General features: G+C 58.5%; 10 protein-coding genes. 3 read left to right on the plus strand and 7 right to left on the minus strand.

Annotated features, from left to right (window positions below):
- Positions 1-388 precede the first annotated feature (388 nt).
- From ntrC to glnA, 6 genes are all read right to left on the minus strand, one after another.
- On the minus strand, positions 389-1825 hold the full coding sequence (ntrC, locus tag AABM55_RS01580; RefSeq protein WP_054595168.1) for a nitrogen regulation protein NR(I): 1437 nt from the start codon (positions 1823-1825) through the stop codon (positions 389-391).
- Positions 1822-2907 (minus strand): nitrogen regulation protein NR(II), encoded by a 1086-nt coding sequence (glnL, locus tag AABM55_RS01585; RefSeq protein ID WP_054595169.1) that lies wholly within the window; start codon positions 2905-2907, stop codon positions 1822-1824. The genes ntrC and glnL overlap by 4 nt, the downstream gene beginning before the upstream one ends.
- 251 nt (positions 2908-3158) lie before the next feature.
- Positions 3159-3785, minus strand: coding sequence for a DUF4124 domain-containing protein (locus AABM55_RS01590; RefSeq protein ID WP_347928646.1), 627 nt, complete (start codon positions 3783-3785; stop codon positions 3159-3161).
- Positions 3782-4288, minus strand: coding sequence for a DUF4124 domain-containing protein (locus AABM55_RS01595; protein ID WP_347928647.1), 507 nt, complete (start codon positions 4286-4288; stop codon positions 3782-3784). The genes AABM55_RS01590 and AABM55_RS01595 overlap by 4 nt, the downstream gene beginning before the upstream one ends.
- 116 nt (positions 4289-4404) lie before the next feature.
- Complete coding sequence (locus tag AABM55_RS01600; protein WP_347928648.1) at positions 4405-4983, minus strand: chorismate mutase; 579 nt, start codon at positions 4981-4983, stop codon at positions 4405-4407.
- Positions 4984-5118: 135 nt separating this feature from the next.
- The gene (gene glnA, locus AABM55_RS01605; RefSeq protein ID WP_019691316.1) at positions 5119-6525 is read right to left on the minus strand and encodes a glutamate--ammonia ligase; all 1407 of its coding nucleotides are present in this window, start codon (positions 6523-6525) and stop codon (positions 5119-5121) included.
- A 330-nt stretch (positions 6526-6855) separates the two neighbouring features.
- Here glnA and thiI point away from each other — a divergent pair, with 330 nt between their 5' ends.
- Complete coding sequence (thiI, locus tag AABM55_RS01610; protein WP_054595172.1) at positions 6856-8310, plus strand: tRNA uracil 4-sulfurtransferase ThiI; 1455 nt, start codon at positions 6856-6858, stop codon at positions 8308-8310.
- A 139-nt stretch (positions 8311-8449) separates the two neighbouring features.
- Positions 8450-10270 carry a translational GTPase TypA gene (gene typA / locus AABM55_RS01615; RefSeq protein WP_054595173.1) on the plus strand — a complete coding sequence of 607 codons (1821 nt, stop codon included), beginning with the start codon at positions 8450-8452 and terminating at the stop codon, positions 10268-10270.
- A 217-nt stretch (positions 10271-10487) separates the two neighbouring features.
- Here typA and AABM55_RS01620 read toward each other — a convergent pair whose 3' ends face one another.
- Positions 10488-10925 carry a YkgJ family cysteine cluster protein gene (locus AABM55_RS01620; RefSeq protein WP_347928649.1) on the minus strand — a complete coding sequence of 146 codons (438 nt, stop codon included), beginning with the start codon at positions 10923-10925 and terminating at the stop codon, positions 10488-10490.
- Positions 10926-11178: 253 nt separating this feature from the next.
- Between AABM55_RS01620 and AABM55_RS01625 the strand changes: the two genes are divergently transcribed.
- Entirely contained in the window at positions 11179-13629 is a 2451-nt protein-coding gene (locus tag AABM55_RS01625; protein WP_347928650.1) for a glycogen/starch/alpha-glucan phosphorylase, read from the plus strand.
- Positions 13630-13761 lie beyond the last annotated feature (132 nt).

Raw genomic sequence — 13761 nt, forward strand, 5'->3', positions numbered from 1 at the left:
GGGGAATCCCCGGCCTGCCTGTACCAAGGCCCCCGAAACTGGGTAGTGAATCGAATCACTGATTGGACTATTGCAGGGGGCGTGCCAGGTTTTTATAGGTAGCAACAAAAAGCCCGCATGAAGCGCTGAAAGCCCCGTATTCCGGGGCTTTGTGTTTTTTGTGCAATGGTTTTTCGTGTTGCTGGAGGCGGGATTTTGCTTGCCGTGGAGTGCGCGATTGCGGTTCACGGTGCATTGAGGCGGTGCACGCAGCCTCTAAAAGCATCGCGGGCAAGCCTTGCTCCTACAGGTTCGGGGTTGAATCATCGATGTGTGATTCACCACAAAACGGTAGGAGCAAGGCTTGCCCGCGATTGGATCTGCAGATCAGCGAAGATCTATAGGCGGCTTAACCCTCATCCCCTTCATCGTCATCGCCGCTATCGACCTTCATCCCCAGTTCCTTGATCTTGCGGGTCAAGGTGTTGCGGCCCCAGCCCAGTAATACGGCAGCGTCGCGACGGCGTCCGGCGGTGTGTTTGAGGGCGGTTTCGATCATGATCCGCTCGAAGCTCGGTACGGCGCTGTCGAGCAGGCTCGACTGACCACGCGCCAACGCCTGATCGGCCCACTGACGCAGCGCTTGCTCCCAGTTGGTCACCGGTGCCGAATCCTGCGGCAAGCTCAGCAGCTCTGGCGGCAGGTCACTGATGTGCACTTCGCGGCCCGACGCCATCACCGTGATCCAGCGGCAGGTGTTTTCCAGCTGCCGTACGTTGCCTGGCCATGGCAGGTTCTTCAGGTATTCCTCGGTTTCGCTTTTCAGCAGCTTCGGCTCCACCGCCAGTTCTTGTGCGGCGCGGGCGAGGAAATGCTTGGCCAGGGTCGGAATGTCTTCGCGACGGTCTGACAGGCGCGGAATGTGGATACGGATCACGTTCAGGCGGTGGAACAGGTCTTCACGGAATTTCCCGGCGTGCACCAGGGTTTCCAGATTCTGGTGAGTCGCGGCAATGATGCGCACATCGACCTTGACCGGCACATGACCGCCGACGCGATAGAACTCGCCATCGGCCAGTACCCGCAGCAATCGCGTCTGGGTGTCGGCCGGCATGTCGCCGATTTCATCGAGGAACAGTGTGCCGCCATCCGCTTGTTCAAACCGTCCGCGCCGCAGGTTGGCCGCACCGGTGAACGCGCCTTTTTCGTGACCAAACAGCTCGGACTCCATCAGGTCCTTGGGGATTGCCGCCATGTTCAGCGCGATAAACGGCGAGGCCGCGCGCGGGCTGTGGCGGTGCAGGGCGTGGGCCACCAGTTCTTTACCGGTACCGGATTCGCCGTTGATCAGCACGGTGATGTTGGAGTGGCTCAAACGCCCGATGGCGCGAAACACTTCCTGCATCGCCGGCGCTTCACCGATGATTTCCGGGGTGCGGGCCAGGATTGGCGCCACTTCCAGGCCTTGCTGTTCCTGGGCATGCTGGTTGGCGCGCTTGACCAGCGACACTGCTTCATCGACGTCGAACGGCTTGGGCAGGTACTCGAACGCACCGCCCTGATAGGACGCGACAGCGCTGTCCAGGTCGGAGTGCGCGGTCATGATGATCACTGGCAACCTTGGGTGTTGCTCGCGAATCCGTGCCAGCAGGTCCAGGCCGCTGGTGCCGGGCATGCGGATGTCGGAGATGATCACGTCCGGTTGTTGGCGCGCCAGGCGGCTCATCACGCCATCGGCGCTGTCGAAGCTTTGCGTGGTCATGCCTTCCTGTTGCAAGGCTTTTTCCAGGACCCAACGGATAGAACGGTCGTCATCGACGATCCACACGGTTTCACTACGGCTCATGTCGATGTGGCTCCTTGTTCCAGTGGCAGAAAGATCGAGAATGTGGTGTGGCCTGGATGGCTGTCACATTCGATCAGGCCCTGGTGCTGGCTGATGATGTTCTGGGTAATGGCCAGGCCGAGCCCGGTACCGTCCGGGCGGCCGCTGACCATGGGGAAGAAGATGGTTTCCTGCAGGTCTGCCGGAATCCCCGGGCCGTTGTCGATGATCTCGAGCTTGGTCACCAGGCGATGGCGCACGTGGCCGATGGTGAACTGGCGCATGGCACGCGAGCGCAGGGTAATGCGGCCCAGGCGCAACTCGTTCTGGGTGCTGATGGCCTGCATCGCATTACGCACGATATTCAGCACGGCCTGAATCATTTGCTCGCGGTCGATCAACACGTCCGGAATGCTCGGGTCGTAGTCGCGCACCAAAGTGATGCAACCTTGGCTTTCGGCTTCCACCAGATGACAGACGCGCTCCAGCACTTCGTGGACGTTGCACAGGGCGAGCGACGGCAGTTTGTTCGAGCCGAGCATGCGATCAACCAGATTACGCAGGCGATCCGCTTCCTCGATGATGACGTTGGTGTAGTCCTTGAGGCTTTCTTCCGGCAGCTCGCGGGCCAGCAACTGAGCGGCGCCGCGAATCCCGCCGAGCGGGTTCTTGATCTCGTGAGCGAGGCCGCGCACCAGCATCTTGCTGGTTTCCTGCTTGGAGAGCTGCGCTTCTTCTTTGGTGATGCGCAGCAAGCGATCCCGCGGGTGGACTTCGAGCAGCAGCAGCGTGTCGCCGTTGCTAAGGATCGGCGTCACCGCATAGTCGACGGTCAGGGTCTGGCCGGTCAGCGCGGTGAGCATCGCTTCGCGCTTGGTAAACGGGTGCGCTTGTTCGACCGCCTGGCGCAGGGAGTTAAGGGCTTCGGTCGACTCGGTGAACAGCTCGCTGATGAATTGCCCATGGCTGCGCTGGCCGCTGATGGCCAGGAGCATTTCCGCCGCGGGGTTCATGTACTCAAGGCGCAGGTCGGCGTTGAGCAGAATGGTGGCGGTCGTCAGGTTGTCGAGTAGCAAGCGGTGCAGTGCGTCGCTGATGGTCATTAGGACCTCTTTTGGAGCGTGGCGGCTCAGGCGGGGCTGAATCGCGCGCGTGAACTGGGCGCTGATACGAGGAAAATGCAAAAACCAAACCAAGGCTCCGAAAAGAAGCGTTCAGGCCCTGAAACAGGCGTTTTAAGCGCGATTGCGTGGCGTTCTGCCGGCCTTTGCGGGTATTTTCGAACCAAAATGGGTTGGAATATGGGTGGGGTGCAGCCGAATGCACCAATATAGTGCGTAAACCTGAACAAGGTTCAGAAGAAAGAAAAAATCCCGACTTTTTCTTCTTCTGGCTTATCCGCGAGCGGACATTCCGGGCGTTGGCCGTAATCGGTCAGGGTGCAGGGCTTGATCTGGCGCTTCTGCGCCAGGGAGATACGCAGCATATGGAATGGCTGATTGGCTGTGCGTTCGACAATCCGCCCGTGTTCGTCGAGGATTTCCACTGCCAGTTGATGGGTGCCGCGATCAATATTGCTCAAGGCGAACACCGGGCTGGGGCCGGGATCGGCAGTCGGTTGGCCGTCCAGTAACAACCGATAGCGATGGCCGCGTTGCAAGGTGGGTTCGTTGGTGACACTGACGATCACTTCCCCCGCGCTGCTGCGCACCGAAGCGTCCGGTTCCGGTACGAGTACGCGAAGCATGTCGTAGTGAAACAGTGGTTTTTCCTCAGGCTTCTTGGGGGCTGCTTGCGATATTGTCCCGCCGGGATTGGCCGACATGCGATTACCTGGCGCCAGTGTGACTCGCTTGGCGTTTCCTGGGCGGGGTTGATCGGTGAAGACCCGATTGCCTTGGGCGTCGATGTAGGTGTAGACCTCGGCCTGCGCCGGCACAGCGATCAGCCACAGGCACATGGTGATTATCCAGCACCTCACGGGAGGTGTACCCGCTGCACGGTGAAGGTTAGGGTCGGGCTTTGCTGCACCAGGCTTTCTCCGGCGAGCACCTGCACCGCGAGCTGGTGTTCGCCGCGATCGATGTTCACCAGTTGCAAGCGCGGCACGTTGCTTGGCTCGCCGTAGGGTTGGTCGTCCAGCAGCAATCTAAATACATGTGATCCTTGCAGTCGTGGCTGAATCTGCACGCCGACGGTGAAGGTGCCGTTATTGGCGCGCAGGGCTTCATCGCTGGGCAGGCCGGTCAGTTCCAGCACTGAATACACGGCGTTTTTGTCTGCGTGCGGGGTTGGTTGTTCGGGCGTCATCGGTGGTTGGTGTTCGATGCTGTTGAGTGGCGGCAACTCGACGGCCTGGCTCTTCACGCCATCGGGCGGCTGATTGCTGTAGGCGGTATTGCCGCTGGCGTCGGTGTAGCGGTAGATCTGCGCGGAGGCGGGCAGCGCGATCAGCAACAGGATGAACAGAAAACCACGACCCATGAAAAACGCCCAATAATCGAAAACGTTGGTTTGCAGCATAGGCCAGGGTTAAGTGTTGGCCCAATTCACTAACACCCTGACACGAAAGATCAATAAATCTCGCTCAAATGCGGCTCCTACGGATGGGCGCCGCACAATTCGGCGGTGGCGCGTACCAGCGCAAGCTCACGCAGCGGCACTTGGGTCGCGGCTTTATTGGCTTTGGCCAGCCATGACGGGCAGTGCGGATCATTGCGATACGGGGTGAAATCGGCCAATTGCTGCAGCAGGCGTGTTTGCAGCAGGTCGAGTTGCGGGCGGATCAGGCCAACGAGGTCGGGGCGAGGGTCGTTGGGCGCTTTGCCTTGTGCGTGCCAGTCGGACAAATGCGCGTACTGCACTAACTTGTTGGCTTCGATCTGCGCCGAGAAGAACTGCTCAACGGCTTCATTGCTCAATTTATAGTAGGGCGCTTCGGCAATAGCATCGGCAATGACTTCACGTTCACGCTGACGGTCCTCGACAGGCTTGCCGCTGTCCCACTTGCTCAGCGCGACTTTGTCAGCAATCACCAGTCGCTCCTGAATGGTGCTGAGCAGCGGGGCGAGGGCCGCGGGTGCCGGGGTTGGAGCTGGAGCATGAGTGGCAGTGGTGGCAGCGCAGGCAGTGTTGGCGAGCAGGGCGGTGAACAGTGCAAGGCTCAAACGTAGGTACATGGGACGTCTCTTCTTCATTCCGTGGAAGGGCATGATGCCTATAACAGTAGGCCTGATAATAAGTGTTCGCCCACAAAAAAGGCCTCCCGAAGGAGGCCTCTTTTTTGTTACGCCGCTTGCGCGGGCGTTACTGGATCAGCAGCTGTAGTACAGCTCGTATTCCAGTGGGTGTACGAAGGTGCGTACTTTGATTTCTTCTTCGCTTTTCAGGGCGATGTAAGCGTCGATGAAGTCGTCGCTGAAAACGCCGCCTTTGGTCAGGAACGCACGACCTTTGTCCAGCTCTTCCAGGGCTTCTTTCAGGCTGCCGCAAACTTGTGGGATCTCTTTCGCCTCTTCAGGCGGCAGGTCGTACAGGTTTTTGTCAGCCGCATCGCCTGGGTGGATCTTGTTCTGGATGCCGTCCAGGCCAGCCATCAACAGTGCAGCGAAGCCCAGGTACGGGTTGGCTGCCGGATCCGGGAAACGTGCTTCGATACGGCGAGCGCGAGGGCTCGACACGTAAGGAATACGGATCGAAGCGGAACGGTTGCGAGCCGAGTAGGCCAGCATTACTGGAGCTTCGAAGCCTGGGACCAGACGCTTGTAGGAGTTGGTCGACGGGTTGGTGAAGCCGTTCAGGGCCTTACCGTGCTTGATGATGCCGCCGATGAAGTACAGGGCGGTGTCGGACAGGCCGGCATAACCTTCGCCAGCGAAGGTGTTCTTGCCATCTTTGGCGATGGACAGGTGAACGTGCATACCCGAACCGTTGTCGCCGTACAGCGGCTTAGGCATGAAGGTCGCGGTGCGGCCGTATGCATCGGCAACGTTGTGTACGCAGTACTTCAGGGTCTGAACTTCGTCAGCCTTGGCGACCAGGGTGTTGAACTTCACACCGATTTCGTTCTGGCCGGCAGTCGCCACTTCGTGGTGGTGAACTTCGATGACCAGGCCCATTTCTTCCATGGCGTTGCACATGGAGGTACGGATTTCGTGGTCGTGGTCGAATGGCGGAACCGGGAAGTAGCCGCCTTTGACGCCTGGACGGTGGCCTTTGTTGCCGCCTTCCACGTCCTGGTCGGACATCCACGAACCTTGTTCGGAGTAGATCTTGAACATCGAGCCGGAGATGTCGGACTTGAACTTCACTTCGTCGAAGATGAAGAACTCAGGCTCTGGACCGACGAAAACGGTGTCGCCGATACCGGTGGACTTCAGGTATTCCTCGGCGCGCTTGGCGATGGCACGTGGGTCACGGTCATAGCCTTGCATGGTCGAAGGCTCGATCACGTCGCAAACCAGGATCAGGGTCGGCTCTTCGGTGAACGGGTCCAGGACGGCAGTGGTGTCGTCCGGCATCAGGATCATGTCGGAAGCTTCGATGCCTTTCCAGCCAGCAATGGAGGAACCGTCGAACATTTTGCCTTCTTCGAAGAAAGCTTCATCCAGCGCATCGCGAGCCGGCATGGTCACGTGGTGCTGAGTGCCTTTTGTGTCCGTGAAGCGCAGATCAATCCACTTGACGTCATGATCTTTGATGAGTTGAACCGACTTCGACATAGTGTCCTCCGGGTGGCTTCGGGCTTAGTAATGGATGCCCTTAGAATGTGGGTGATGCCGGCGCGAATACTCTGCCTTGGCAACCTGCCTCACAAGGGAGCAAATTGCATGCCAGTGCCCCGACTTGGGTTAATTGCCCCAATATCACGCTTATAAAGGTGCAAGGCGCTTTAAAACAGGAAATATCGCCCTTTAATGTAGCGCTCAATTTCATAAATGACCTGTTTTGGTGCATTGAAAACCTTCTGCACATTAACTGGTTAAACCTTGAGCAATTTCCGCTATAATCCGCGCCCCCCTTTTTCGGCTGGCCCTGCGCGCGCTGTTTTCATGAAACTAATCGTAAAAGTCTTCCCCGAGATCACCATCAAGAGCCGCCCGGTACGGACGCGTTTCATCCGTCAATTGGCCAAGAACATCCGTGCTGTGCTCCGCGACCTGGACCCGGCCGTGGTGGTGAACGGCGTGTGGGACAACCTCGAGCTGGAAACGCACGTCAGTGACCCCAAGGCCTTGAAGGACATGACCGAGCGCCTGAGCTGCATGCCGGGCATCGCGCATTTCCTGCAGGTCGACGAGTACCCGCTGGGCGACTTCGACGACATCGTTGCCAAGTGCAAGCAGCACTATGGTGATTCGCTGGCCGGGAAGATCTTTTCGGTGCGCTGCAAGCGTGCCGGCAAGCACGAATTCAGCTCGATGGACGTCGAGAAATACGTCGGCAGCCAGCTGCGTCGTCAGTGCGGCGCCGCCGGGATTTCGCTTAAACAGCCTGAAATCGAAGTTCGCATCGAAATTCGCGACAAACGGTTGTTCGTGATTCACAGCCAGCACAACAGCATCGGCGGCTACCCGCTCGGCGCGCTGGAACAGACCCTGGTGCTGATGTCCGGCGGTTTCGATTCCACCGTCGCGGCTTACCAGATCATGCGCCGCGGGCTGATGGCCCACTTCTGCTTCTTCAATCTCGGCGGGCGTGCCCACGAATTGGGCGTAATGGAAGTCGCGCATTTCATCTGGAAGAAGTACGGCAGCTCCCAGCGCGTGTTATTTGTCAGTGTGCCGTTCGAGGAAGTGCTGGGAGAAATTCTCGGCAAAGTCGATAACAGTCATATGGGCGTAGTATTGAAGCGTATGATGTTGCGCGCTGCGTCCCGGATCGCGGATCGACTGGACATCGAGGCACTGGTCACCGGCGAAGCGATTTCCCAGGTTTCCAGCCAGACGCTGCCGAACCTGTCGGTGATCGACTGCGTGACCGACAAGCTGGTGTTGCGTCCGCTGATCGCCAGTCACAAGCAGGACATCATCGACCTGGCCAACGAAATCGGCACCGCCGATTTCGCCAAGCACATGCCGGAGTACTGCGGGGTCATTTCGGTGAACCCCAAGACCCACGCCAAGCGTCCGCGCGTGGAGCATGAAGAGAAAGAATTCGATATGGCAGTGCTCGAGCGTGCGCTCGAGAACGCCAAGCTGGTGCCGATCGATCGGGTGATCGACGAATTGGGCCAGGATGTGCAGGTTGAAGAAGTCAGTGAGGCGCTGGCCGGTCAGATCATCATCGACATCCGTCACCCGGATGCCGCCGAAGACGACCCGCTGGAGCTTGCTGGTATCGAGGTACAAGCGATGCCGTTTTATGCTCTGAACGCTCGTTTCAAGGAACTGGACCCTACTCGCCAGTACCTGCTGTATTGCGACAAAGGCGTGATGAGTCGCCTGCATGCCCACCATTTGCTCAGTGAGGGGCATGCCAATGTGCGCGTTTATCGACCGAGCTAAGAGCCCGGGGCTGTTTGCCTGTGGCCTGCGTCACCGGCCCCCCGACGCCGCCGTCAAGCTGTAACGGCAAGGCCTGACTCTACTGTAAATCGCTGCCAAGACTTGTCAGCACACCGAATCCTCTGATCGAGATACACAAGTGATCGAAAATCTACGCAACATCGCCATCATTGCTCACGTTGACCATGGTAAGACCACCCTGGTAGACAAGCTCTTGCGTCAATCCGGCACCCTGGAGCGCAACGAGCTCAACGACGAGCGCGTGATGGACTCCAACGACCAGGAGAAAGAGCGCGGTATTACCATTCTGGCGAAAAACACCGCCATCAACTGGAACGGCTACCACATCAACATCGTGGACACCCCGGGCCACGCCGACTTCGGCGGTGAAGTTGAACGCGTAATGTCGATGGTTGACTCCGTTCTGCTGCTGGTTGACGCTCAAGACGGCCCTATGCCGCAAACCCGTTTCGTGACCAAGAAGGCCTTCGAAGCCGGCCTGCGTCCGATCGTGTGCATCAACAAGGTTGACCGTCCAGGCGCACGTCCGGACTGGGTTCTGGACCAGATCTTCGACCTGTTCGACAACCTGGGTGCTACCGAAGAACAGCTGGACTTCCAAGTCGTCTACGCTTCGGCCCTGAACGGTATTGCCGGTCTGGACCACACCGACATGGCTGAAGACATGACCCCGCTGTACCAGGCGATTGTTGACCACGTTCCAGCTCCAAAAGTTGACCGTGACGGTCCATTCCAGATGCAAATCTCGGCACTGGACTACAACAGCTTCCTGGGTGTTATCGGCGTTGGCCGTATCGCTCGTGGTCGCGTCAAGCCGAACACTCCGGTCGTGGCTATCGGCGCCGACGGCAAGAAGCGTAACGGTCGTATCCTGAAGCTGATGGGTCACCACGGTCTGCACCGTATCGACGTTGAAGAAGCTGCGGCAGGCGACATCGTGTGCATCAGCGGTATGGACTCGCTGTTCATCTCCGACACCCTGTGCCACCCGGACACTGTCGAGGCGATGAAGCCTCTGACCGTTGACGAGCCAACCGTTTCCATGACCTTCCAGGTAAACGACTCGCCTTTCTGCGGTAAAGAAGGCAAGTTCGTGACTTCCCGTAACATCAAGGAACGTCTGGACAAAGAGCTGCTGTACAACGTTGCACTGCGCGTTGAAGAAGGCGACTCGGCTGACAAGTTCAAGGTTTCCGGCCGTGGTGAGCTGCACCTCTCGGTACTGATCGAAACCATGCGTCGCGAAGGCTTCGAAATGGGCGTTGGTCGTCCGGAAGTGATCATCCGTCAGGTTGACGGCGTGAAGCAGGAACCGTTCGAAAACGTCACCATCGACACCCCTGAAGAATCCCAGGGCAAGGTCATGGAAGAGATGGGCCTGCGTAAAGGCGACCTGACCAACATGGTGCCGGATGGCAAAGGCCGTGTTCGTCTGGAATACAACATCCCTGCTCGCGGTCTGATCGGTTTCCGTAACCAGTTCCTGACCCTGACCAACGGTGCTGGCATCCTGACCTCGATCTTCGATCGCTACGACACCATGAAGTCCGGCGACATGTCCGGCCGTCAGAACGGTGTTCTGGTATCGGTAGAAACCGGCAAGGCGCTGACCTACTCCCTGGAAACCCTGCAGGCGCGTGGCAAGCTGTTCGTTGAACACGGTCAAGAGATCTACAACGGTCAGATCGTTGGTCTGAACAGCCGTGACAACGACATGGGCGTCAACCCAACCAAAGGCAAGAAGCTCGACAACATGCGTGCTTCGGGTAAAGACGAAACCATCGCCCTGGTTCCACCTGTTCGCTTCACCCTGGAACAGGCTCTGGAATTCATCCAGGACGACGAGCTGTGCGAAGTGACACCTAAGTCGATCCGCCTGCGTAAGAAGATCCTGGACGAAGGCGAGCGTACCCGCGCTGCCAAGAAAGCCAAGAACTGAGTTAACTCAGGCTGAATGAAAACGCCCCCGGTCGAAAGGCCGGGGGCGTTTTTGTTTGTCTGCCTGTAGCAGCTGTCGAGCCTGCGAGGCTGCGTTCGGCTGCGCAGCAGTCGTAGTCCGGTAAATATGGTGTATCTGATGCACTGCGGTGTTTGAATTCACGACTGCTGCGCAGCCGAACGCAGCCTCGGCAGCTGCTACGAAATAGTGGCTTTGATCAGAACTTGTCGAGGGTCCGCGGATTGCTCTCGCGCACGACTTCTTTCGGCTTGTACGCGCAATACCCAGGCCGCGGACCGATTTTCGGGTGGTTGCGGCAAGTATCCGGGCGCTTTTCATAAATAGTGCACAAACGGCTCTTACGATCCAGATACAGGCAATCGTTGTTGCTCATGCGTTGGAGCGTGAAGATCTCGGACTTCTGGTTGTAGCGCTCGACAATCCCTTCCTTCTGCAAGCGCTTGGCGATGTTCTTGGGTGGATCGCCCAGTTCGAATTCGTCGACGATACCGATGCGGATCAGGTCTTTGATCTTGACCTCGACCGGCAGCGTGCAGCAGCTGGACGCGCACGAGCCGCACATCGGGGCGGAGTACTTGGCCCAGGTATCGAGACGGTCGATCTCCGCGGCGGCGATCAGGTTCGGCTTCATCATGTGGAATTACCAGCGTGCATCAGGGCGCGCGATCATACCGGGACTGGTGATTTTTTGAACGACCATTTGCCGGTTTTTTTATGGCTACACTGAATTTTTCGAGGGAACGGCATGGCATCTGCATCTTTTCAACGTGTATCGGCAAGGGGATAGGCTCGATTCAGGCGATTAAAAAAAACGCCGAACGAGTGCATTTATCTCATGTCAGACCGACTAGGCTCAGTCAATTTCATGCTCGTCCGAGGTCCTATCGATGACTCAAGAACCACTAGTTCGCGAAGCTGAAGTGGCCGCATTTCGCGACGCCGTATTGACCAAACTTACCTATGCAGTGGGCAAGGATCCGGATCACGCCTTTGACCATGACTGGTTCGAAGCCATTGCCCTGGCGGCGCGTGATCACATGGTCGAGCACTGGATGGACCACACGCGGCAGATCTACCGCAAAGGCCAGAAGCGCGTTTACTACCTCTCGCTGGAATTCCTCATCGGCCGCCTGCTCTACGACAGCCTGAGCAACCTTGGCCTGCTCGACGTGGCTCGTGAAGCGCTGACCGAGCTGGGCGTCGACCTTGAACGCATACGCCTGCTGGAGCCGGACGCCGCACTGGGTAACGGCGGCCTCGGTCGCCTGGCAGCGTGTTTCATGGAAAGCATGTCGACGCTCGGCATCGCCGGCCATGGCTACGGTATTCGTTATGAACACGGGTTGTTCCGCCAGGCGGTTGTCGATGGCTGGCAGCAGGAGCAAACCGAAAACTGGCTGGATTTCGGCAACCCCTGGGAATTCGAGCGGCCGGAAGTGGCTTACCCGATCGGCTTTGGCGGCAGCGTTGAAACCGTGACCGATGAGACCGGCAGCTCCAAACAAGTCTGGTCGCCGGCGGAAACCGTTCGAGCGATTGCTTACGACACGCCAGTCGTCGGCTGGCGTGGCGCTAGCGTCAACACCTTGCGCCTCTGGCGTGCACGCGCCATGGAGGATTTGCACCTGGAGCGCTTCAACGCCGGCGACCACTTGGGTGCGGTGGCCGAAGTGGCCCGCGCGGAAAGCATCTCCCGCGTGCTCTATCCCGCCGACAGCACCGAGGCCGGTCAGGAACTGCGGCTGCGTCAGGAGTACTTCTTCGTCGCGGCGTCCTTGCAGGATCTGCTGCGCCGTCACCGCAATATGCACACCTCGGTGCTGACCCTGGGCGATCACGCAGCGATCCAGCTCAACGACACGCACCCCTCGATCGCCGTGGCCGAATTGATGCGGCAACTGGTCGATGTGTACGACGTGGCGTGGGACGCGGCCTGGCAGATCACCGTCGATACGCTTTCCTACACCAACCACACACTCTTGCCCGAAGCGCTGGAAACCTGGCCAGTCGGTTTGATGGAGCGGATGCTGCCACGGCACATGCAGATCATCTATTTGATCAACGCCCATCACATCGATTCGCTGCGCGCCAAAGGCATGCATGACTTTGACGTATTGCGCGCGGTGTCGCTGATCGAGGAAGACAACGGTCGCCGGGTGCGCATGGGCAACTTGGCGTTTCTGGGTTCCCACAGTGTCAATGGCGTGTCCGCCCTGCACACCCAGCTGATGCGCAGCACGGTGTTTTCCGAGCTGCACAAGCTGTATCCGGAGCGAATCAACAACAAGACCAACGGCATTACGTTCCGCCGCTGGCTCTATCAGGCCAACCCGGAACTGACCTCGATGATGGTCGATGCGCTGGGCCCGGATCTGTTGGATAACCCGGAACAGAAACTGATCGGCCTGGAGCCGTTTGCCGAGAAAGCGGCATTCCGCAACAAGTTCGCCGAGCAGCGCTTGCACAGTAAAAAAGCCTTGGCCTATCTGATTCATGAACGATTGGGGATCGCGGTCAATCCGGCGGCAATGTTCGACGTGCAGGTCAAACGGATTCACGAGTACAAGCGCCAGTTGCTCAACCTGATGCACACCGTGGCGCTGTATCAGGCGATCCGCGCCGAGCCGGAAGTCGATTGGGTGCCGCGGGTGAAGATCTTTGCCGGCAAAGCTGCCGCGAGTTATCACCAGGCCAAGCTGATCATCAAACTGACCAACGACATCGCTCGGGTGGTCAACAATGACCCGACGGTGCGCGGCTTGCTGAAAGTGGTGTTCTTGCCCAACTACAACGTCAGCCTGGCGGAGAGCATCATTCCGGCGGCCGACCTGTCGGAGCAGATATCCACGGCTGGCTTTGAGGCTTCCGGTACCAGCAACATGAAGTTTGGCCTCAATGGCGCGCTGACCATCGGCACCCTGGACGGTGCCAACGTGGAAATGAGCGAGCGCATTGGCGTCGAGCACATGTTCATTTTCGGACTGACCGCGCAGCAGGTTGAGGCGCGCAAGCAGAATCACGAGTTCTATGCCGCACCGGACATCGCCGCCTCCCGTCGATTGGGGGATGTACTGCAAGCGATTCGTGGCGGTGTGTTCTCGCCCGATGAGCCGTCGCGTTACACCGGGTTGATCGATTCGTTGATCGAATATGACCGCTTCCTGGTCTGCGCCGACTTCGATTCCTACTGGAATGCCCAGGTGCGGGTTGAAGAGCATTGGCACGACTCGAAGGAGTGGTGGCGCTCGGCGGTGCTCAACAGCGCGCGCATGGGCTGGTTCTCGTCCGACCGGACCATCCGCGAGTACGCCACGGATATCTGGAAAGCGCTGGAGTAACTTTTAGCAATAATTGCGAGCAAGGCCCAGCGGTTGTAGGGCCGGATCGATATACTAGGCAGCAGTTTTACCGGGCCATGAGTGGCTCGGATCTGTCCGTCTGTGCGTTTGGTATCTGCCCTGTCAGGTTGG

The sequence above is a fragment of the Pseudomonas helvetica genome (assembly GCF_039908645.1).
Taxonomy (GTDB): Bacteria; Pseudomonadota; Gammaproteobacteria; order Pseudomonadales; family Pseudomonadaceae; genus Aquipseudomonas; species Aquipseudomonas helvetica.